This is a genomic window from Nesterenkonia sp. LB17 (genome assembly GCF_022565915.1).
In the GTDB taxonomy this organism is placed as follows: Bacteria; Actinomycetota; Actinomycetes; order Actinomycetales; family Micrococcaceae; genus Nesterenkonia.
The window spans coordinates 467,676-487,598 of sequence record NZ_JAJOYX010000003.1 but is presented as its reverse complement, the minus strand read 5'-3'; the positions used below and the strand labels follow the sequence as shown (position 1 = coordinate 487,598).

The following is a 19,923-nucleotide window of genomic DNA, read 5'->3' as shown; positions in this document are numbered from 1 at the left end:
GCACCTGGAATGGTTCGACCCAGCAGACGCGAACACGTCTGACAGTCACACACCACGGCTTGAGACAAGCCGAGTCCAGGAAGGACACGCCACTATGGCAAAGACTATTGCATTCGATGAAGAGGCCCGCCGCGGCCTCGAGCGCGGACTGAACGTCCTCGCCGATGCCGTCAAGGTCACCTTGGGTCCCCGCGGCCGCAACGTCGTGCTGGAGAAGTCCTGGGGTGCACCCACGATCACCAACGACGGTGTCTCCATCGCCAAAGAGATCACCCTTGACGACCCCTACGAGAAGATCGGCGCCGAGCTGGTCAAGGAGGTCGCCAAGAAGACCGACGACGTCGCTGGCGACGGCACCACCACCGCCACCGTCCTCGCCCAGGCCCTGGTCAAGGAAGGCCTGCGCAACGTCGCAGCCGGCGCCGATCCGATGGCGCTCAAGCGCGGCATCGACCTCGCCGTGGAATCCGTCACCGCCGAGCTGTTCAAGTCCGCCAAGGAGATCGAGACCACGGAGCAGATCGCTGCCACCGCCTCCATCTCCGCCGGTGATACCCAGATCGGCGCCCTGATCGCTCAGGCGCTGGACAAGGTCGGCAAGGAAGGCGTCATCACCGTCGAGGAGTCCAACACCTTCGGTCTCGAGCTCGAGCTCACCGAGGGCATGCGCTTCGACAAGGGCTACCTCTCCGGCTACTTCGTCACCGACGCCGAGCGCCAGGAAGCAGTCCTGGAGGACCCCTACATCCTGATCGCCAACTCCAAGATCTCCTCGGTCAAGGACATCATCGGCGTCCTCGAGCAGGTCATGCAGTCCGGCAAGCCGCTGCTGGTCATCGCAGAGGACGTCGAGGGTGAGGCGCTGGCCGCACTGGTGGTCAACAAGCTCAAGGGCACCTTCAAGTCAGTGGCCGTCAAGGCCCCCGGCTTCGGTGACCGTCGCAAGGCCATGCTGGCCGACATCGCCATCCTCACCGGTGGTCAGGTCATCGCCGAAGAGGTCGGCCTGAAGCTGGAGAACACCACTCTGGAGCTGCTCGGCACCGCTCGCAAGGTCGTCGTCACCAAGGACGAGACCACCATCGTCGAAGGTGCCGGCGAAGCCGACGAGATCTCGGGCCGCGTGGCCCAGATCAAGGCCGAGATCGAGAACTCCGACTCGGACTACGATCGCGAGAAGCTCCAGGAGCGTCTTGCCAAGCTCGCCGGAGGCGTGGCAGTCATCAAGGCCGGTGCCGCCACCGAGGTCGAGCTCAAGGAGCGCAAGCACCGCATCGAAGATGCCGTGCGCAACGCCAAGGCCGCTGTGGATGAGGGAATCGTCGCCGGCGGCGGCGTGGCCCTGATCCAGGCCGGCGCCCGCGCCTTCGCGACCCTGCAGCTCAGCGGAGACGAGGCCACCGGCGCGAACATCGTGAAGTTCGCCGTGGAGGCCCCGCTGAAGCAGATCGCCATCAACGCCGGCATGGAAGCCGGCGTGGTGGCCGAGAAGGTCCGCGGACTCCCCGATGGTCACGGCCTCAACGCCGCCACCGGTGTCTACGAGAACCTGCTCGAAGCAGGCGTCAACGATCCGGTGAAGGTGACCCGCTCTGCACTGCAGAACGCCGCCTCCATCGCGTCGCTGTTCCTCACCACCGAGGCCGTCGTCGCCGAAAAGCCGGAGAAGCACTCGGCCGGCGCCGGCGCCGAGGGCATGGACCCGATGGGCGGCATGGGCGGCATGATGTGATCACCTGATCACCGGCGCCCCCGCCGCACACCAGAGAGCCCCGTCGCAGACGAAGTCTGCGGCGGGGCTCTCTGGTGTTGTACGGACTCCGGCCGGGCCATCCGGCTGCGGCCGTGCTCAGCTGAAAGTAGCTCAGTGGCCGAACATCCGGGTGTTCGCCGATTCGGTCTCCTCGTACTGGCTGGAGGCCGAGGCCATCGCCTGGCGGACGCTGGCCAGCGACTGCTCCACCTGCGCCTGGGTGGCGCGCCACTGGGTCAGCACATCCTGGAACGCCGTGGAGGCGGAGCCCTTCCAGGAATCCTGCAGCTGACGGAGCTGGGATTCCATCGAGCTGACATCGGTCTGGATGCGGCCCAGCGTGGCCTCCACGGTCTGGCTCTTGGCCAGCAGCTCCGCGGTGTCGATCTGAAGCATCGCCATGGTTCTCTCCTCGGGTGACCGGCGCGGCCGGTGCGGATCGGGTTCGGGCGGGGCCCGCTGCCCCGCCCGTGCTTGAGAAGAGTAGCCAGCCCGTCATCGGCGCAGGGCTGCGCCCGAGGGGCTGTGGAGGGCCGGGATCCTTCGGAGTCGAGTCGTCTCACTGGGGAAGACTGCGGTCCTGAGCGTCGCTCAGGCGCCGACGCTCATTCGGGAGTGCGCCGCTCTCGGGCTGTTGCACGGAGCTGGTCCAGCTCCTCCTCATCGATGTCCGTCTCATGGTCGCTCTGGTCATCGAGGGCCACCATGGGCAGCCGCAGGGTCATGGTGGCACCGCCGCCCTCCGTGGGGCTGTGGCGCACGGTGCCCTGGTGCTGCGCGGCGATCGCGGCGCAGATGGCCAGCCCCAGACCGGTGCCGCCGGTCTCGCGCTGTCGGGAGTTGTCCGCCCGGTAGAACCGCTCGAAGATCTTCGCGGCGTCCTCCTCGGCGATCCCGTCACCGTGGTCCCGGACCTCCAGCACGGCATCGATCTGAGAATCGGGGCGCTCCTGGGTGCCCACCGCGATCTCCAGCGGAGTCCCCTCAGGCGTGTAGCGCAGCGCGTTGGTCACCAGGTTCATCACGATCTGGCGGATCTTGCCCTCGTCGCCCACGGCGGGGGCCGGTGCGGGGGAGCCGCCGTCGAGCCCGATGACCCGAGTCTCTCGATCCGGGGCATTGACGGCCAGGTCCATGATGGAGTCGTGGGCGATCAGGTTCAGGTCCAGCGGCGCCTTCTGCAGCGGCCGCTGCTCGTCCAGGCGGGCGAGCGTCAGCATGTCTTCGACCAGCTGACCCATTCGTTTGGCCTCGGACTCGATCCGCCCCATGGCCATGCCCACGGCCTCGGGGCTGTCACTGACCCCGCCCTGGCGGTAGAGCTCGGAGAATCCACGGATGGTCACCAGCGGAGTGCGCAGCTCATGGGAGGCGTCCTGGATGAACCGCCGCATGTTCTCCTCCGAGGTGCTCTTGGCCTGGAAGGCGGTCTCGATCTGCTCCAGCATGACGTTGAGCGAGCGCGAGAGTCGGCCGATCTCCGTCTCTGCCGGAGCCGCGGTCTCGACGCGTTTGGAGAAGTCTCCGGCGGCGATCTCTGCTGCGGTCTTCTCCACGTGGAAGAGCGAGCGGAAGGCCCGGGTGACCAGGGCGTAGGCGATGGTGGAGGCGCCGAGGGTGGCCATGAGCCCGATGGTGGCCACCAGGAAGGTGGCCCGCTCCACGGAGGTCTCCACCTGTTCCAGCGGCAGGGCGACCGCCAGGCTGTCCTCCCCGTTCTCCAGGGGCATCAGGTGCACGCGCCAGCCGCGGGAGCCCTCCAGGGTCCCTGGGACGTCGAGGTGCTCCTCCTGCTGCCAGAGCTCGAAGACCTCATCGAAGGTCATGCTGGGAATCTGCGGGATGTCTCCGCCGTAGCCGGCCGGGTGGGTGGAGTTGGCCTGCAGCAGCTCGCCGTCTTCATCCATCAGGATCCCGTAGAAGCGCAGGATGGACTGGGTGTCGCCGAACTCCGGGGGGCTGCGCCGGGTGAGGAACATCGAGACGTTGTTCGCGTTGGCGTAGATGTCCTCGTCCAGGTTGCGCAGCAGCTCCTGGCGGAACAGCGAGGCCGAGACGAAGGTGGTCACGAACAGGGTCAGGACCAGCAGCCCGGACATGATCAGCACCAGCTGGGTCCGCAGTGAAGCCTTGCGCCAGGTCTGAGTCACGGAGCTGAACGGGCGCATACGCAGACCTTACGTGCCGCAGCGAATCGGGGCGAGAACCCGTACAGGTTCAGCCGGTCTGTTACAGGCCCTGCGAGCGCTGACGGCGCTCCCAGGTCTGGAGCACATAGCCGACGCCGCGCTTGGTCTGGATCATCGGAGCGCCTTCGGAGCCGGAGTCGATCTTCCGGCGCAGGTAGGAGATGTAGGACTCCACGATGGAGGCATCGCCGTTGAAGTTGTACTCCCACACGTGATCAAGGATCTGCTGCTTGGAGAGCACCCGGTTGGGGTTCATCATCAGGTAGCGCAGCAGCTTGAACTCGGTGGGGGAGAGCTCCACCATCTCGCCTCCGCGGCGAACCTCATGGGCGTCGTCGTCGAGCTCGAGGTTGTCCACGACGATCACGGCGTCCTCATCTTCGAACGGCGCGGTGCGGCGCAGCACGGCGCGGATCCGGGCGACGACCTCGTCCAGGGAGAAGGGTTTGGTGACGTAGTCGTCGCCGCCCACGGTGAGGCCGGTGATCTTGTCATCGGTGTCATCGCGTGCGGTGAGGAAGAGCACCGGGAAATGCTTGCCGGCGGCGCGCAGCCGACGAGTGACGGTGAAGCCGTCCATATCGGGCAGCATCACGTCGAGGACTGCAAGATCGGGCTGGAACTCTTCGGCGGTCTCCAGCGCCTCGCGACCGTTGCCGGCCGCGGCGACCTCGAATCCGGCGAACCGCAGCGAGGTGGCCAGCAGCTCTCGGATATTGGGCTCGTCATCGACGACGAGCAGCTTCGCTTCAGGAGTCTTTTCAGTCACCCCTCCAGCTTGACCCCCATTTCTGGGTGCTTGCTGGACATTGCCTGTTCGTCGGGTGGTGTTCTGGTGGGTTCAGACGATGTCTTCGGCATCGAGGATCGAATAGCCGTAGCCCTGCTCGGAGAGGAACCGCTGACGTCGGGCCGCGTACTCCATGTCCACGGTGTCGCGGGTGACCACCGAATAGAAGTGGGCCCGCTTGGGGTCCTCTCCTTCGGCGGCCTCGCCAGGGCGCAGCAGCCGTCCGAGGCGCTGCGCCTCCTCCTGGCGGGACCCGAAGGTGCCGGACACCTGGATCGCCACCGAGGCCTGGGGCAGGTCGATGGAGAAGTTCGCGATCTTGGAGACCACCAGCACCTCCAGGTCGCCGGCGCGGAAGGCGTCGAACTGCTTCTGCCGGGCCGCGACGGAGGCCGATCCGGTGAGCACCGGCGCGCCGAGCTGTTCGCCGAGGCGCTGGAGCTGCTCGACGAACTGGCCGATCACCAGCACCTGTTCACCGCGGTGGCGGTGGCGTGCCACCAGTCGGGCCACCACGGCATCCTTGACCTCGGCCCCGGCGGCGAGCCGGTGCCGCTCCTTGTCCGCGGCGGAGGCGTATTCCATGCGCAGGCTGCGCGGCATGTCGGTGCGCACCTCGATGCAGGTCGCCGGGGCGATCCAGCCCTGGGCCTCCATCTGCTTCCAGGGAGTGTCATAGCGTTTGGGTCCGATCAGCGAGAAGACCTCGCGCTCCCGGCCGTCCTCACGGACCAGAGTGGCGGTCAGCCCGAGCCTGCGCCGGGCCTGCAGGTCCGCGGTCATCCGGAAGATCGGGGCCGGCAGCAGGTGGACCTCGTCATAGATGATCAGTCCCCAGTCGTGGCCGTTGAGCAGCTCCAGGTGGGTGAACAGCTCGTTCTTACGGGCCGCGAGCAACTGGTAGGTCGCGATGGTCACCGGGCGGACCTCCTTCTTGGCCCCGGAGTACTCGCCGATCTCCTCCTCGGTCAGCGAGGTGCGCTTGAGCAGCTCTGCCTTCCACTGCCGGGCCGAGACGGTGGAGTTCACCAGGATCAGCGTGATCGTGCCGGAGGTGGCCATCGCCGCGGCACCGACCAGCGTCTTGCCGGCCCCACAGGGCAGCACGACGACTCCGGAGCCGGCCTGCCAGAAGTTGTCCACCGCCTCCTGCTGGTATCCGCGCAGCGTCCAGCCGTCCTCGCGCAGCGCGATCGGGTGCGCGGTGCCGTCGACGAATCCGGCCAGATCCTCGGCGGGCCAGCCCAGGCGCAGCAGCTGCTGCTTCAGCTCACCGCGGGCCTGTCCATGCACCGCCACGGTGTTCTCATCGATCTCGGGTCCGAGCAGGGAGGTCAGCGTCTTGGCGTGGAGCACCTCGCTCAGGATCCCAGGCTCCTGACTGCGCAGCACCAGCCCGTGGACCGGGTCCTTCTCCAGGCGCAGCCGCCCATAGCGGCTCATCGTCTCAGCGATATCGACCAAGAGCGCGTGCGGCACCGGGAATCGGGAGTGGTTGAGCAGGGTGTCGACCACGTACTCGGCGTCGAAGCCGGCGGCGCGGGCGTTCCAGAGGCCCAGCGGAGTGATCCGGTAGGTGTGGATGTGCTCCGGTGCGCGCTCGAGATCGGCGAAGGCGGCGACGGCCCGGCGCGCGGCATCGGCCTGCGGGTGATCCACTTCCAGCAGCACGGTCTTGTCCGACTGCACGATCAGCGGTCCATCAGCCATTGTTCTCCTCCATGTCGCGTTCCTGTGCAGCGGTGCCGCTCGTCAGGCCCGCTGCGGGATCCGCGGCGGTCTCCTCGACGGCCGCGATGCGGTGCAGCATCACCGTGGCCTCGCCTTCATCGTCTCGCACCCGGATCCTGACCCGCCCGGCGTTCATCCCGGTGGGCACCCCGGTGAGCCGGTGGGTGCTGCCCTGCGGGGACACCCGGGTCAGCGTCACCTCGCGCCGGGCCGCCAGGGCCGAGCGCAGCGTGCCGATGACATCCTGGGTCGCCGCAGAGTCCGAGGACGACGCCGGCGCCGCACGCCCGGCCTGCCGCAGCGCGGCCGCGGTGGCCCCCAGCAGGGTCTCGTCCAGGGCGCTGGGCTCCGCGCTGGTGATCCGCACCGGAGACTGCTCCCAGGGTGAGGTCTCCAGTGCCCAGGAGGCTGTGTGCTCGGCGGAGGTCCCGGTCTGCGCGCTGCGGTTCTGGTCTGGTTCGGCCTCGGTGTGCCGCGCGGTGTCGACGCCTGCCTCCGCCAAGGCCTGTTCAAGCGCGGCCGCGGGGGCGCGGCAGACCAGGATGTCCTCGGCCAGCACGCGCAGCCCGAGTCCACGGAGCACCGGATCATCGAGCAGGGCGTCACGCTGCTGGGAGTCGGTGACCCGCAGCCAGGCGCCCGCCTCTCCGATCTGCACACCGCGCCAGGTGCGTGCGGCATCCTCGACCTGGGTCCGCAGCGACGCCGGCACGTCGGTGAGGCTGTGCGCCTCGAGCCAGGCGAGAATCTCGGGCCCGGTCCATCCCCGAGTGAGTCCGCGGTGCAGCGAGTCGGGGCTGAACCGATAGGTCGGCACGGCCCCGTGGCCTTCGCGCTGGCCGAAATCTGCCAGCGCGGCTGTGCTCGGGGCGGAGAGCGCGCCGGTGGCGATCGCGGTGAGGTCCGACTGGACCAAGATGGTGTCCACCTGGGCGGGCATGGAGGAGGCCAGCTGCTCGGCGAGGCGGCTCAGCCCCGGTCGCCAGCTCGCACCGGCGCTCGGCGAGACATCCTCGCGGACCCCGTCGGGCAGCGCCGACCCGTCGAGCAGCGCGGCCCCTGTGGTGCTCAGCGCACCCACGGCGAAGAGGCCGAGTCGTTCGGCTTCGCGGACCAGCCAGGGCAGCAGGTGCGCCACGCGCGCGCTCAGCAGCGGCCGGTCCCATGCGAGTCGGCGCGGCAGCGCACCGGTGAGGGCGTCGAGGCCTGGAAGATCGTTCTCGGGAAGATTCAGTGCATAGAGCTGTCCGCCCTGCCCTGCGGGGTCTGCGCTGAGCGTCTCCGCGGTGCCCAGCAGTGCGCGACGAAGTCTTTCGGCATCCCCGCGCTGGCGGTCCAGGCCCAGCGTCGGGGCGATCCGGCTCGTCGGGTGGGGTCCGCGCAGCAGCATCGGCGCGCGCGGCGCCAGCAGCCATCCGGAGACCAGCAGCTGGTGCTGGTGATGGCGTGCTGCGGCGCTCCATTGCTGAGCCAGCCGGCTCGGGGACCACGCCTGGCCGTCGGCGAGCTCGATCAGCCCGGAGGCGGCCGTGAGCTCCAGAAGCCATCCGATCTCCCCGACACTGGCATCGGAGCCCGCCGTGGCCCCGAGCGCTGCCGCGGCGGCGCGGCCACGCGCCGAGCCCGCCGGGACGGAGGGTCCCCACCGCGCTGACGCTGCGGCGATCCGGCGCAGTTCGCGCATGCCGACACCGCCGGTGCGCAGCGTCACGGCGGGGGAGTCGGACAGCAGCGCGAGCAGCTCCGCGACGTCGTCGAGCAGCTCGGAGATGGCGGAGAGCGAGGCGTTCTCGGTCACCGCGGCCTTCGCGCCGGCCGGGCTCGGCACTGAAGCGCGCTGACTCGAGAGGGTCTCGACGAGCTGCGGCAGATGTGCGGTGAGCGAATCGAAGATGTGCGGGAGCCGTGCGGGCGTCGCCAAGGTCTGCGCGGGCCCCGCTGCGCCGCCCGCTTCAGCGGGGGCCTCGAAGAACAGTCCCGCCGCCTGCAGGGCGTCCAGGGTGAATGGGTCCACGCGACCGGCCGGGACCGACTGCGCCGCAGCGCGGGAGAGCTCAGCGGCCGCGCGCAGAGTCGGGGCATCCAGGCGCTGCAGATGCTGCCGGAGACTGGCCTCGGATCCGGCCCGCACCGCCAGCGTGGTCAGATCATGGGGGCTGGGCTGCAGCAGGTCGGGCCGAAGTCGCAGCAGTGCGGCCAGTCGGCTCTCGTCCCACGTCTCGAGGCGCTCAAGCAGAGCTTCCAGGCTGAGCAGGGACACTTCAGCCGATGCCGGTGCCGCGGCGGCGCCGGTTCACCGAGAGCAGCAGAAAAGCGATCAGCAGCGCGAAGCCCAGCGGAAAGCCCCATAGGGCGGCGACGTAGAACGCGGGATGCGGGTCGGTCTCCATGAAGTAGAGGCTCAGGATGACCAGCAGAGCGATCCCGGACAGGGCGGTGATCACCACTCCGGACCACAGCAGCGCCTGCGCAGGGCGGGAGCCGCTGCGCCGGTTCGCGCCATGGGCGGCGGTCGTCGTTGGGGACATGCTGCGATTCTAGCGCGCAGCACCGGGAGTCCTGTGCCCAAGTTCGGGCTCTGGCGCGGACGGCGGTACTCTAGAGGCCTTGATGATCAGTATCCGTCTCCGATGATTCATGAGGTAAGCGCACCGTGCCAACCGGGAAAGTGAAGTGGTTCGACGCCGAGAAGGGCTTCGGATTCCTGACTTCAGATGACGGCCAGGAAGTGTTCCTGCACTCTTCTGCCCTGCCGGCGGGAGTGCCCAGCGTCAAAGCGGGCGCACGCATGGAATACGGCATCGCCGACGGCAGGCGAGGCAAGCAGGCGCTCTCTGTGCGACTGCTCGAGGAAGCGCCCTCTGTGGCTCGCGCCTCCCGCAAGCCGGCCGATGAGATGGCCGAGCTGGTCCAGGACCTGGTCAACGTCTTGGAGAACTCCACCGGTGCGCTGCGCAACGGCCACTACCCGCAGACGGCGCAGTCGAAGAAGATCGCTTCGATGCTGCGTCGCGTGGCCGATGAGTTTGATGCCTGATCATGACTGAACAGACTTCTGAGCAGACCGTCGGCGAGAAGGCCAGCCTTGAGGCCGCCAGCACCGAGAAGACCAGCGCCATCAAGACCGGCGCCGTCAAGACCAGGGCCGTCAAGACCAGCGACCAGCCGGTCGCGCGCACGCGCCGGCCGGGGAAGCCGAAGGTGGACCCGGTTCTGGCCGAGGCCGTGGAGTTCGCCCACGATGCGCTCTACGAGATCACCGATCCCGCCCAAGTGGGAGCTCACCTCGGCGTGACCGCAGAGGGAGACCGGCTGCTCACGCACCGGTTCGCCGCCGCAAAGCCCGGCTACCGAGGCTGGGAATGGTTCGTCACCGTGGCCCGCGCACCCCGGGTCAAGAAGGTCACGGTCTGTGAGATCGGGCTGCTTCCCGGCGAGGAGGCGCTCATCGCTCCTCCATGGGTGCCCTGGCTCGAGCGGATGAACGACGAGGAGAAGCAAGCGCACAAGGCGGAGCAGGCCGAAGCCGACGAAGGCTGAGCCTGTCCCGCTCCGCGGTATCGGGTCAGCGCCCCAGCACGTGATCGATGCAGTTGAGCAGCCGGGTGACGTCCTCGGGCTCGATGGCGGTGAACGTCGCGATCCGCAGCTGATTGCGGCCGAGCTTGCGGTACGGCTCGACGTCGACGATCCCGTTGGCGCGCAGCGTCTTGGCCAGCTCGGTGGCATCCACCTCTTCGGCGAAGTCCACCGTGGTGATCACATTCGAGCGCTCCGCCGGTTCGGTGACGAAGGGCTGAGCAAGTTCATGCGCCTCGGCCCAGGCGTAGACCCGGCCCGCCGAGTCTGCGGTGCGGGCGGCGGCGAAGTCCATCCCGCCGTTGCCGTTGAGCCAGCGGACCTGCTCGTTCAGCGTGACCAGCGTCGCCAGCGCCGGAGTGTTGTAGGTCTGGTTCTTGCGTGAGTTCTCAATGGCCGTGGTCAGCTGCAGAAAATCGGGCACCCAGCGGGCGGCCGCCAGCTTCTCGGCCCGCTCCAGGGCTGCCGGTGACATCATGGCCAGCCACAGTCCGCCGTCGGAGGCGAAGTTCTTCTGCGGACCGAAGTAATAGGCATCGGTCTCGGTGACGTCCACGGCCAGCCCGCCGGCGGCGGAGGTGCCGTCGATGAGGACCAGCGCGCCGTCGTCGGCCCCGGTGACCCGCTTGACCGGTGCCGCCACTCCGGTGGAGGTCTCGTTGTGCGGCCAGGCGTAGGCATCCACGCCAGCCTCCGCCTCAGGTGAGGGCAGTGTGCCCGCTTCGGAGGTCAGGATGCTGGAGGCCTCGAGGAACGGGGCCTTGTCCGTGGCCTTGGCGAACTTGTGGCCGAACTCGCCGAAGGACAGGTGCTGGGCCTTCTTCTCCACGAGGCAGAAGGACGCGATGTCCCAGAACGCGGTGGAGCCGCCCACGCCAAGGATCAGTTCGTAGCCCTCTGGGGCGCCGAAGAAGGTGTGCAGGCCCTCGCGCACCTCGCCGACCAGGTTCTTCACCGGCGCCTGGCGGTGGGAGGTGCCCAGCAGCTCTCGACCTGCGGCGGAGAGCGCCTCGACCTGTGCCGAACGCACCTTGGAGGGTCCGGCGCCGAAGCGGCCGTCCTGCGGAAGCATCTCGTGCGGAATAGTGACGCGCTGGGACATGGAGACTCCTAGATCGGTGAGAGTTGGTGGGCCCACGGGGTCCTCGGTGGTCGCATCGGTCAGCGTCATTGCCGAGGGGTTCCGGTGCGGAACTATGCTGTACAGCAGCTGCTTCCACCAGGACGAACAGCGCCGAGGCTCACGTTACCAAGGCCCGGCGCAGGAGAGTGAGTCATACGTGACCGATCTGATCGACACCACTGAGATGTACCTGCGTACGATCCTGGATCTCGAAGAGGAGGGGATCGTGCCGCTGCGGGCTCGGATCGCCGAGCGGCTCGAGCACTCCGGCCCCACGGTGTCCCAGACGGTGGCCCGCATGGAGCGCGATGGGCTCCTGGTGCTCACCCCGGATCGTCGCCTCCAGTTCACCGAGTCCGGCCGCGACCTCGCCGTACAGGTGATGCGCAAGCACCGCCTCGCCGAACGGCTGCTCTCCGATGTGATCGGGCTGGAATGGCAGTACATCCATGAGGAGGCCTGCCGCTGGGAGCATGTGATGAGCGAGCGGGTGGAGCGCCGGCTGGTGGAGATCCTGCAGTCCCCGGTGGAATCTCCCTACGGCAACCCCATCCCCGGACTGGACAAGCTGGGGGTGGTGCTCGCGGAGCAGCCTCCCGTTCCGACGAAGATCACTCTGCGTCAGGTCGCGGAGGCGGACCCGACGGGGCAGAGTTCTGCGCTCTGGATCGTCAAGCGCCTCGCGGAGTCCATCCAGATGGAGCCAGAGGTCCTCGAGCAGCTGCTCGAAGCCGGACTGCGTCCCGGCGGTGTGGTGCGGCTTCGCGGGGTGAATCAGGCCTACGTCATGTTGGAGGTCGTGCTCGCGGCCGAGGAACAGCTGGAGGTCGAGCTGCCGCTGGAGGTCGCCCAGCATCTGTTCGTGGAAGAGTCAACGGCCTCCTGAACGCCCTCCCGAGGCACCCGAACACGGCAATGTCACGGTGAGATGAAGCACAAGGTCACGGTATGACAAAGCCCTCGTGATCGATTCGTTTCCTCAATGAAACTCGCATAAATCGCGCTGACTAGTAATTATGTGAGGATTCCCCGTGCTGGAAGAGCGCAATGACCCGTGTCTGATCGTGGCACTTCCTGGGACTTGTGCACCGACCGTGACCTGAGCGTGACAATTTTATCGATCTGTTATAACGTCGTAGTCGTGCTCGCGGCCGATGTCCGAAGTCGCAGCGCCTCCAGTCAGATCTTCTCCTGCCGCTGACCGGAGCTGTTCCACGAAAACTACCGCAAGGCAGGGTGCAGGGCATCGCGGTCGATCAGGACCTGAAGACAGTGAGCTTCCCGGCTCGCACTTCACTTAGGCGGCCCCGCAACTACAGGGAGAGGTTTCCAGAGAAGTGACAGACATGACTTTCGTCTCACGCCGTGACCGGCGCCGCCAGGCCAAGCCATCATTGGCAAAGGCCGTGGCATCCAACGCCGGCACCGTCGGACGGGGCGCGGCAGCTGCCGTCGCCGCATCCGGCCTCGTGATCTCCTCAGGAGTCGCCGCGAACGCCGGCACCGACATCCAGGTCCCCGAGGTCACCACCTTGGACGTGACCGCATCCGGTCTCAGCGTGGAGCGCGCCAGCGCCACCTCCGCTGTGGCAGTGAGCGCCTCCCAGGACGTCGAGCTTTCCTTCGACCGTCCCGTGGTGACCTCCACCCCCGCACCGGAGCCCGCTCCTGCACCGGAGCCCGCTCCTGCACCGGAGCCCGCTCCTGCACCGGAGCCCGCTCCTGCACCGGAGCCCGCTCCTGCACCGGAGCCCGCTCCGGTCGTCGAAGAGGTCCAGGAGGCTGCTCCCGCCGCCCCGCAGGCCGAGCCAGAAGCCCCTGTGCAGGAGGCCCAAGAGGCCCCTGTGCAGGAGGCCCAAGAGGCCCCTGTGCAGGAGGCCCAGCAGGCCAGTGCCCCGCAGCCGACTCAGCAGACCGACACCGGTCAGCAGAGCCAGCAGTCGAGCTCCAACTCGCAGTCGAGCTCCAACTCACAGTCGAGCTCCAACTCGCAGGCCAGCACCGGCCAGCAGTCACAGGGCAACACCCAGGTCGCCTCCACTTCTTCCGCACAGGACGAGGCCCCTGCCTCTTCCAGCGGTGGCAACGGCTCGATCGTGGGCGCAGCCTACGCCGGAGTCGGCAACCCCTACTCCTTGGGCGGCACCACGACCTCAGGCTGGGACTGCTCCGGCTTCATCAACTGGGCCTACAACCAGGCTGGCGTCTCGCTGCCCCGCACGACCTACGGGATGATGGCGTCGATGCGCCAGGTCTCCTCGCCATCCCCGGGCGACATCGTCATCCAGAACGGTGGCAGCCACGCCGCCATCTACGTCGGCAACGGTCAGCTCATCGGTGCGAACAACCCTCGCGTGGGCACCGTTCAGTACCCGCTGAACTCCCCGTACTGGTCCAACACGATGTACCTCAGCGTCAACTGATGCTTCTGCCGCCACGGCGGTGAACAGACCTCGGCCGCAGGGCGCGATCCTCACAGGGATCGCGCCCTGCGGCTTCTGTGTCGGCGCCTGCCACGTCATCAAGTGGGCATCATGGTCAGCACGGTCTATATTGAGCCTGTACAGGCAGAGCAGAATGCTGTTGAACCCTGTGAGGACCGCGCCGAGAAGCGCCCTGGAGGCGCACACACCGGCAGCACGACGAGCAGGGGTGAACGCACGGGAGCCCCGACATGCGCACACTGGTGCTCAACGCAGGCTATGAGCCGCTGAGCGTGGTCACCTCGCGCCGCGCCGCCGTGCTGGTCATGCACGGCAAGGCCAGCGTGCTCGCCGAGGATCACACCCCGATCGCCACGCCCTCGTCACTGGTTCCGCGTCCGGCCGTGATCCTGCTCCACCACTACGTCCGGGTGTCCCGGCGACGTCCGGCGGCGCCCTCGCGACGAAGCATCCTGCGCCGGGACGGGCGCCTGTGCACCTATTGCGCCCGGCCCGCGGCCACCGTCGATCACGTCATCGCACGGGCTCGCGGGGGAGACTCCAGCTGGGAGAACCTGGTCGCCTGCTGCGGGACCTGCAATGCGCGCAAGGGCAGCAAGACCCTCGACGAGCTCGGCTGGACGCTGAGCTTCACCCCCCAGGCGCCCCCTCATCACGTCTGGATGCCGGTGGAGCTCGACGCCCCCCGCGACGCCTGGATGCCATTCTTGACCCATGCCTCCTTCCGCTGACACGCACCCCCCAGAACTGCAGCCTTCCGCGGTCAAGCTGTCCGCGATCCTGCTCGCCGGGGGACGGGGAAGCAGGATGGGCGGGGTCGAGAAGGCTCTGCTCCGACGCGGGCAACAGACTCAGATCCAGCGCTGGCTCCAGGAGCTTCAGCGTCTAGACATCCGCACCGTGGTGGTGGGGCCCCCCTCGCTCAAGCCCCAGATCCCGACCCCGGTCCCGCTGGTGCGTGAGACCCCTGCCTTCGCGGGACCCGCCGCGGGGGTCCTCGCCGGCGCCGTCGAGCTGCAGCGCCACGAGCGCGACACCAGCGCTGGCGCAGCTCCCGCCGGGTGGACCCTGCTGCTCGCGGTGGACCTGACCGAACCTGCACCGCTGCTGGACTGGCTCCTCGGCCAGCTGGAGGACTCCGCACAGTCAGAAGCGGCCACCGGCACCGACGATCCAGAGGGTGCACCAGCCGCGCTGCTGCCCTGCGATCACAGCGGGCGGCATCAGTATCTGAGCGCCGCGGTGCCCACCGGCTGGCTCCTGCGCCGCGCCGGAGCGCTGACCCCCGAGGAGGTCGAGCACCGCCCGCTCCGATGGCTGCTGAGCGGACTGGAAGACGCCGCCCGGCTGCGCCACCCCGTCGTTCCCCGCGGACTCAGCGAGGACGTGGACACCCTGCACGACGCCCACCGGCTCGGCGTCCATCTGCCCTGACCTGCCCGGCTGTGAGATTCTGGAGGCAGCGTCAATGAAGGAGTCGGAATGACCGCAGAATCCACTGAACCGCATGAGTCCATCGAGCTCTGGGTCAAGGAGCTCGCCCACCACCTCGAGGTAGACGGCATCGAGATCGATATCGACGCCGTCCTCGCCCTCGCCGGCCAGGCGGCGCACACCGTAGTCCGCCCCGCGGCGCCGGTGACCACCTATCTCATCGGCTACGTCGCCGGCCTGGCCGAGGCCACCGGGCAGGCTGACTTCCAGACCGCCTCCCGCGCCGCCTCCCGGGTGGCCTCACAGCTGCTCGAGCGCCGTTCCGGCGCCGTGGGCTGACCGGCACCGAGCAGAGATGATGACCCTGATGCAGGCCCGCGAACGGGCCGCTGCCCTCGATGCGCTGGCCCCTGCCCGGATGAGCCTCGAGGAGGCCATCGGCAGCGTGCTCCTGGACCCGGTGCTGGCCCTGCAGGACATCCCGCATGTCTCGACCTCCGCGATGGACGGATGGGCCCTGGCCGCGGAGTCGCTGCCATTCCCCGACGGAGATTCAGGCTGGGCGCTGCGACCCGAGAGCGCGCACAGCCCCGCGACCCGCCCGACCCCGCTGCGGCCGGGAGAAGCCACCGAGGTGCTCACCGGCTCTCCCGTGCCGGCGGGAACACATGCGGTGCTGCGCTCCGAGCACGGTGTCATCGACGGGGACCGGCTGCGGGCGCTGCGCACCAGCCCGGACACCGCTGCTCAGCGCAACATCCGCCAAGCCGGCGCGGAGTGTCGGGCCGAGGATGAGCTGGTGCCGGCCGGCGTCGTGCTCACCCCGGCGCGCGCCGCCGTCGCCGCCGTCGCCGGACACGACTACCTCACGGTGATCCGCAGACCACGGGTGCAGCTGGTGCTCACCGGCGCGGAGGTCACCACCAGCGGGACACCGGCTCCCGGACAGGTGCGCGACGTCTTCGGCCTGGCGCTGCCGCAGATGCTGAAGGAGCTGGGAGCCGCGTCGGTGGCATCCCAGCGGCTCGGCGACGACCCCGAGACGCTGGCCCGCACCCTCCGGCAGATCTCCGCCGCCGGCACCACCGACCTGATCATCAGCAGCGGCGGCACCGCCCACTCCCGGGCCGACGCGCTGCGACCCGCCCTGGACATGCTCGGAGCCCAGCTGGAAGTGGATTCGGTGGACATGCGCCCAGGCCACCCGGTGCTGCTCGCCCAGCTTCCCCGCGAGGAGGGCCCCCTGTATCTGCTCGGACTCCCCGGGAATCCCCTGGCAGGGTTCTCCGCGCTGACCGCGCTGGGAGTGCCGCTGCTGCGCGCACTGCGCGGAATCCCCGCCGAGGCTCGCACGCCTACGCTGCGCCGCACCGCCGGAGCGCAGCTGCCGGGTGCGCGCCGCGGCGTCCGACTGCTGCCCGTGCGACGGGGCCCGCAGGGCGTCCTGCCCGCCGGTCACAGCCGGGCGCACATGATGCGCGGCCTGGCCGACTCAGATGCGCTGGCAATCGTGCCAGAAGGCGGACTGGCGCAGGGTGACCCGGTGGTGTGCCTCCCGGTGCCCGGACAGCGGGAAGAAGGCCTGGAATGGGACGGCTGATCGAACGTCGTCGCGTGATCACCCTGCGCGCCGACGGCACCCGCAGCAAGATCGATCTGCTCGCCGTCGAAGAGCCCCTGGAGCTGCGCCTGGCGGGGGAGTCCTTCACCGTGACCATGCGCACCCCGGGGCATGACTTCGAACTCGTCGCCGGGTTCCTGGTCGCCGAGGGCATCATCAGCTCCCAGGACCACCTGCGCAGCCTGCGCTACTGCGCCGGCACCGACGAGCAGGGCAATCAGACCTATAACGTCATCGACGCCGAACTGGACCCCGCGCTGGCGCCGACCTCGCTGCTGCGCACCCGCAATGTGCTGACCACCTCGGCCTGCGGGATCTGCGGAACCACCTCCATCGACGCGGTGGAGAAGACCCTGCCGCCGTGCAGGACCGACATGCTGCGGCTGAGCCCCAGTGTGCTGCTGGAGCTTCCTGAGCTGATGCGCGAGAGACAGACCCTCTTCGGCAAGACCGGGGGCGTCCACGCCGCCGGGCTGTTCGACGCCGACGGCGCGCTGCTGTGCCTGCGTGAAGATGTCGGGCGGCACAACGCCGTGGACAAGGTGGTCGGATGGGCCCTGACCCAGGGCCGGCTCCCGCTGAGCGGCACCGCGCTGCAGGTCTCCGGCCGGGCCTCATTCGAACTGGTGCAGAAAGCCGCACTGGCGGGGATCGAAATGCTCAGCGCCGTGGGGGCGCCGTCGTCGTTGGCGGTGGACCTCGCCGAACGCTCCGGGGTGACCCTCGCCGGATTCTCCCGCGGCGGGTCCATCAACCTCTACACCCACTCACAACGAGTCGAGATGAAGGACGAGAAGCCATGACCAAGGTGCGCGATGAATCAGTCCGCGGTCACGCCGCGCAGTTCGAGGACATCGACGAAGACTCCCTGCAGGTGACCGAGCCTAAGGCCTACGCGGCCGGGCTCAAGGCGGTGGAGGTCTCCTTCTCCCGCGGCATGGCCCAGGGCGGACTCTCCCGCACCGTGCGGTCCATGTACCGGGTCAACCAGCCCCAGGGGGTGGACTGCCCGGGGTGCGCCTGGCCCGAGCCCACCGAGACGAAGCGCAAGCCGGTGGAGTTCTGCGAGAACGGCGCCAAGGCGCTCGCCGAGGAATCCACCACCCGGGTGGTCACCCCGCAGTGGTGGGCGGAGCACTCCATCGCCGAGCTGGAGACCAAGACCGAATACTGGCTGGGCCAGTCCGGGAGGATCACCCACCCGATGGTGATCCACGCCGGGGAGACCCACTACCGGCCGATCAGCTGGGCGGAGGCCTTTGAGACCATCGGCGCCAACGTCCGGGCGACGACGCCGGAGCGGTGCATGTTCTACACCTCCGGTCGCACCGCGAACGAGACGGCCTTCCTGTACCAGCTGCTGGCACGCTCGCTGGGGACCAACAACCTGCCGGACTGTTCGAACATGTGCCACGAATCCTCCGGGACGGCGCTGAACCCGACCATCGGCATCGGCAAGGGCACCGTCTCACTCAAAGACATCGAAGAATCCGAGCTGATCTTCGTGGTCGGGCAGAACCCGGGCACCAACCATCCGCGGATGCTCGGATCCCTGGCGCAGGCAAGGAAGAACGGCGGCAAGGTGGTCTCGGTGAACCCGCTGCCCGAGGCCGGACTGCTCCGGTTCAAGGACCCGCAGACCCCCAAGGGTCTGGTCGGCGAGGGTGAGCGGATCAGCGACGAGTTTCTGCAGATCAAGGTCGGCGGGGATCAGGCACTGTTCCAGGCGCTGGGGCATCTTCTGCTGCGCAAGGAGCAGGAGCATCCCGGATCCGTGGTGGACCGCGAGTTCGTGGAGTCCAAGACCAAGGGCTTCGCCGAGTACAGCCGGGCCCGCGCGACGCTGGACTGGGCCGAGACCGAGCAGGCCACAGGGCTGCAGCGCGCCGAGATCGAGCACATCGCCGAGTTGCTGGCGGCCTCGAAGGCGACCATATTCTGCTGGGCGCTGGGACTGACCCAGCAGCCACATTCGGTGGACACCATCAAGGAGATCGTCAACCTGCTGCTGCTCCAGGGCAACTTCGGCAAGCCCGGGGCGGGGGCCTGCCCGGTGCGCGGGCACTCCAACGTCCAGGGCGACCGGACCTTCGGCATCTGGGAGCGGCCCACCGAGCCGTTTCTCAGCCGGCTCGACACCGAGTTCGGCATCCGCTCCCCGCGCGCCCACGGCTACGACTCCACGAACGGCATGTCCGCCATGGACTCCGGAGACGTCGACGTCTTCGTCTCCATGGGAGGAAACCTCGCCGCGGCGAACTCCGACACCGCGGTGATGGAGGCCGGGCTCAAGCGCACCGGGCTCACCGTGCACATCTCGACCAAGCCCAACCGCTCCCACGTGGTCCACGGCCAGACCTCGATCATCCTGCCCACGCTTGGCCGGTCCGACCGAGACGACAAGCACTCCGGCGGCGCCCAGTTCCTCTCGGTGGAGAACTCCATGTCGGTGGTCAGCTCCACCCGTGGGCGTCTCGAACCGGTCTCAGACCACCTGCTTGCGGAACCGGTGATCATCGCGCGGATGGCCGAGGCGATCTTCGGGCCCGACCATGTGGTCGACTGGCAGGCCATGGCCGAGGACTACGACGTCATCCGGGACCACGCCTCACGGGTGGTCGAGGGAACCGAGGACTTCAACCGGCGGATCCGGGACAAGATGGGATTCGTGCTGCCGAACCCGCCGCGGGACCACCGCTCCTTTGCCACCGCAGACGGCAAGGCAGGGTTCACCGTCCGGGCGCTGGAGTATCTGACCCCGCCACCGGGACACCTGGTGCTGCAGACGATGCGCTCCCATGATCAGTACAACACCACCTTCTATGGCCTCGATGACCGCTACCGCGGGATCTCCGGAGGCCGGCGGGTGATCCTGATCCACCCGGAGGACCTGTCCGAGACCGGCTTCGCGGACCGCGAGCTGGTCGACGTGGTCTCGGTGTTCCAGGGTGAGGAGCGCCGCGCCGAACGTTTCCACCTGGTGGCGTACCCCACCGCCCGCGGCTGCGTCGCGGCCTATTATCCCGAGGCGAATGCCCTGACCCACCGCAATCTGGTCGCTCGGGAGTCCAACACCCCCGGCTTCAAGGCGATGATGGTCCGGTTCGAGGCGCGCTCCCCGGAGGCCGATGCCCAGGCGGCTGAATCAGGGCGTACACGGGTCGAATCGACGGCCCCATGAGACGCGCGATGACGCCTTCCGGACACCGGTAGTGACCCCAGCCGATTATTAGCGTAGGCTGACGGAGTACTACAAGGG

The 19,923-nt window shown here is 68.4% G+C and carries 18 protein-coding genes; 11 read left to right on the top strand and 7 right to left on the bottom strand.

The features are described 5' to 3' along the window. Window positions 1-94: 94 nt before the first annotated feature. Entirely contained in the window at window positions 95-1,732 is a 1,638-nt protein-coding gene (gene groL / locus LTH96_RS09725; protein WP_241465516.1) for a chaperonin GroEL, read from the top strand. Window positions 1,733-1,864: 132 nt separating this feature from the next. Here the strand turns inward: groL and LTH96_RS09720 are convergent, their stop codons facing one another. The 6 genes from LTH96_RS09720 to LTH96_RS09695 form a co-directional block, all read right to left on the bottom strand. Beyond that, entirely contained in the window at window positions 1,865-2,155 is a 291-nt protein-coding gene (locus tag LTH96_RS09720; RefSeq protein ID WP_241465515.1) for a WXG100 family type VII secretion target, read from the bottom strand. 203 nt (window positions 2,156-2,358) lie between these two features. After that, on the bottom strand, window positions 2,359-3,921 hold the full coding sequence (locus LTH96_RS09715) for a HAMP domain-containing sensor histidine kinase (protein ID WP_241465514.1): 1,563 nt from the start codon (window positions 3,919-3,921) through the stop codon (window positions 2,359-2,361). Between the two features lie 61 nt (window positions 3,922-3,982). After that, entirely contained in the window at window positions 3,983-4,711 is a 729-nt protein-coding gene (locus LTH96_RS09710; protein WP_241465513.1) for a response regulator transcription factor, read from the bottom strand. Window positions 4,712-4,783: 72 nt separating this feature from the next. Further along, window positions 4,784-6,442: a DNA repair helicase XPB gene (locus LTH96_RS09705; protein WP_241465512.1), complete on the bottom strand. Its 1,659-nt coding sequence runs from the start codon at window positions 6,440-6,442 to the stop codon at window positions 4,784-4,786. Then, window positions 6,435-8,723, bottom strand: coding sequence for a helicase-associated domain-containing protein (locus LTH96_RS09700; protein WP_241465511.1), 2,289 nt, complete (start codon window positions 8,721-8,723; stop codon window positions 6,435-6,437). The genes LTH96_RS09705 and LTH96_RS09700 overlap by 8 nt, the downstream gene beginning before the upstream one ends. A gap of 1 nt (window position 8,724) precedes the next feature. Then, window positions 8,725-8,991 (bottom strand): hypothetical protein, encoded by a 267-nt coding sequence (locus tag LTH96_RS09695; protein ID WP_241465510.1) that lies wholly within the window; start codon window positions 8,989-8,991, stop codon window positions 8,725-8,727. A 125-nt stretch (window positions 8,992-9,116) separates the two neighbouring features. Here LTH96_RS09695 and LTH96_RS09690 point away from each other — a divergent pair, with 125 nt between their 5' ends. Together LTH96_RS09690 and LTH96_RS09685 are read left to right on the top strand one after the other, a co-directional pair. After that, entirely contained in the window at window positions 9,117-9,500 is a 384-nt protein-coding gene (locus tag LTH96_RS09690) for a cold shock domain-containing protein (RefSeq protein ID WP_241465509.1), read from the top strand. Window positions 9,501-9,502: 2 nt separating this feature from the next. After that, a complete protein-coding gene (locus tag LTH96_RS09685; RefSeq protein ID WP_241465508.1) occupies window positions 9,503-10,003 on the top strand; it encodes a DUF3027 domain-containing protein in 501 nt (166 codons plus the stop codon). Between the two features lie 25 nt (window positions 10,004-10,028). Here LTH96_RS09685 and serC read toward each other — a convergent pair whose 3' ends face one another. Then, the gene (serC, locus tag LTH96_RS09680; RefSeq protein WP_241465507.1) at window positions 10,029-11,144 is read right to left on the bottom strand and encodes a phosphoserine transaminase; all 1,116 of its coding nucleotides are present in this window, start codon (window positions 11,142-11,144) and stop codon (window positions 10,029-10,031) included. A 178-nt stretch (window positions 11,145-11,322) separates the two neighbouring features. On the opposite strand from serC, the gene LTH96_RS09675 reads away from it, so the two are divergent. The 8 genes from LTH96_RS09675 (at window position 11,323) to LTH96_RS09640 (ending at window position 19,845) form a co-directional block, all read left to right on the top strand. Next, a complete protein-coding gene (locus LTH96_RS09675; RefSeq protein ID WP_241465506.1) occupies window positions 11,323-12,051 on the top strand; it encodes a metal-dependent transcriptional regulator in 729 nt (242 codons plus the stop codon). Between the two features lie 460 nt (window positions 12,052-12,511). Further along, window positions 12,512-13,588: a C40 family peptidase gene (locus tag LTH96_RS09670; RefSeq protein WP_241465505.1), complete on the top strand. Its 1,077-nt coding sequence runs from the start codon at window positions 12,512-12,514 to the stop codon at window positions 13,586-13,588. Between the two features lie 251 nt (window positions 13,589-13,839). After that, window positions 13,840-14,340: an HNH endonuclease gene (locus LTH96_RS09665; protein WP_241465504.1), complete on the top strand. Its 501-nt coding sequence runs from the start codon at window positions 13,840-13,842 to the stop codon at window positions 14,338-14,340. Further along, window positions 14,324-15,043: an NTP transferase domain-containing protein gene (locus LTH96_RS09660; RefSeq protein ID WP_241465503.1), complete on the top strand. Its 720-nt coding sequence runs from the start codon at window positions 14,324-14,326 to the stop codon at window positions 15,041-15,043. Before LTH96_RS09665 ends, LTH96_RS09660 begins: the two co-directional genes overlap by 17 nt. Before the next feature lie 48 nt (window positions 15,044-15,091). Further along, window positions 15,092-15,382 (top strand): DUF6457 domain-containing protein, encoded by a 291-nt coding sequence (locus LTH96_RS09655; protein ID WP_241465502.1) that lies wholly within the window; start codon window positions 15,092-15,094, stop codon window positions 15,380-15,382. 16 nt (window positions 15,383-15,398) lie between these two features. Beyond that, on the top strand, window positions 15,399-16,643 hold the full coding sequence (locus tag LTH96_RS09650; RefSeq protein WP_241465501.1) for a molybdopterin molybdotransferase MoeA: 1,245 nt from the start codon (window positions 15,399-15,401) through the stop codon (window positions 16,641-16,643). Beyond that, window positions 16,631-17,467, top strand: a complete 837-nt coding sequence (gene fdhD, locus LTH96_RS09645) for a formate dehydrogenase accessory sulfurtransferase FdhD (RefSeq protein WP_241465500.1) — start codon at window positions 16,631-16,633, stop codon at window positions 17,465-17,467. The genes LTH96_RS09650 and fdhD overlap by 13 nt, the downstream gene beginning before the upstream one ends. After that, entirely contained in the window at window positions 17,464-19,845 is a 2,382-nt protein-coding gene (locus tag LTH96_RS09640; protein ID WP_241465499.1) for an FdhF/YdeP family oxidoreductase, read from the top strand. Before fdhD ends, LTH96_RS09640 begins: the two co-directional genes overlap by 4 nt. Window positions 19,846-19,923: the final 78 nt, after the last annotated feature.

Coding starts and splice junctions, on each gene's coding strand:
- groL (WP_241465516.1), top strand. CDS start 95: ATGGCAAAGACTATTGCATTCGATGAAGAGGCCCGCCGCGGCCTCGAG.
- LTH96_RS09720 (WP_241465515.1), bottom strand. CDS start 2,155: ATGGCGATGCTTCAGATCGACACCGCGGAGCTGCTGGCCAAGAGCCAG.
- LTH96_RS09655 (WP_241465502.1), top strand. CDS start 15,092: ATGACCGCAGAATCCACTGAACCGCATGAGTCCATCGAGCTCTGGGTC.
- LTH96_RS09665 (WP_241465504.1), top strand. CDS start 13,840: ATGCGCACACTGGTGCTCAACGCAGGCTATGAGCCGCTGAGCGTGGTC.
- LTH96_RS09670 (WP_241465505.1), top strand. CDS start 12,512: ATGACTTTCGTCTCACGCCGTGACCGGCGCCGCCAGGCCAAGCCATCA.
- LTH96_RS09705 (WP_241465512.1), bottom strand. CDS start 6,442: ATGGCTGATGGACCGCTGATCGTGCAGTCGGACAAGACCGTGCTGCTG.
- fdhD (WP_241465500.1), top strand. CDS start 16,631: ATGGGACGGCTGATCGAACGTCGTCGCGTGATCACCCTGCGCGCCGAC.
- serC (WP_241465507.1), bottom strand. CDS start 11,144: ATGTCCCAGCGCGTCACTATTCCGCACGAGATGCTTCCGCAGGACGGC.
- LTH96_RS09650 (WP_241465501.1), top strand. CDS start 15,399: ATGATGACCCTGATGCAGGCCCGCGAACGGGCCGCTGCCCTCGATGCG.
- LTH96_RS09695 (WP_241465510.1), bottom strand. CDS start 8,991: ATGTCCCCAACGACGACCGCCGCCCATGGCGCGAACCGGCGCAGCGGC.
- LTH96_RS09715 (WP_241465514.1), bottom strand. CDS start 3,921: ATGCGCCCGTTCAGCTCCGTGACTCAGACCTGGCGCAAGGCTTCACTG.
- LTH96_RS09640 (WP_241465499.1), top strand. CDS start 17,464: ATGACCAAGGTGCGCGATGAATCAGTCCGCGGTCACGCCGCGCAGTTC.
- LTH96_RS09660 (WP_241465503.1), top strand. CDS start 14,324: ATGCCTCCTTCCGCTGACACGCACCCCCCAGAACTGCAGCCTTCCGCG.
- LTH96_RS09685 (WP_241465508.1), top strand. CDS start 9,503: ATGACTGAACAGACTTCTGAGCAGACCGTCGGCGAGAAGGCCAGCCTT.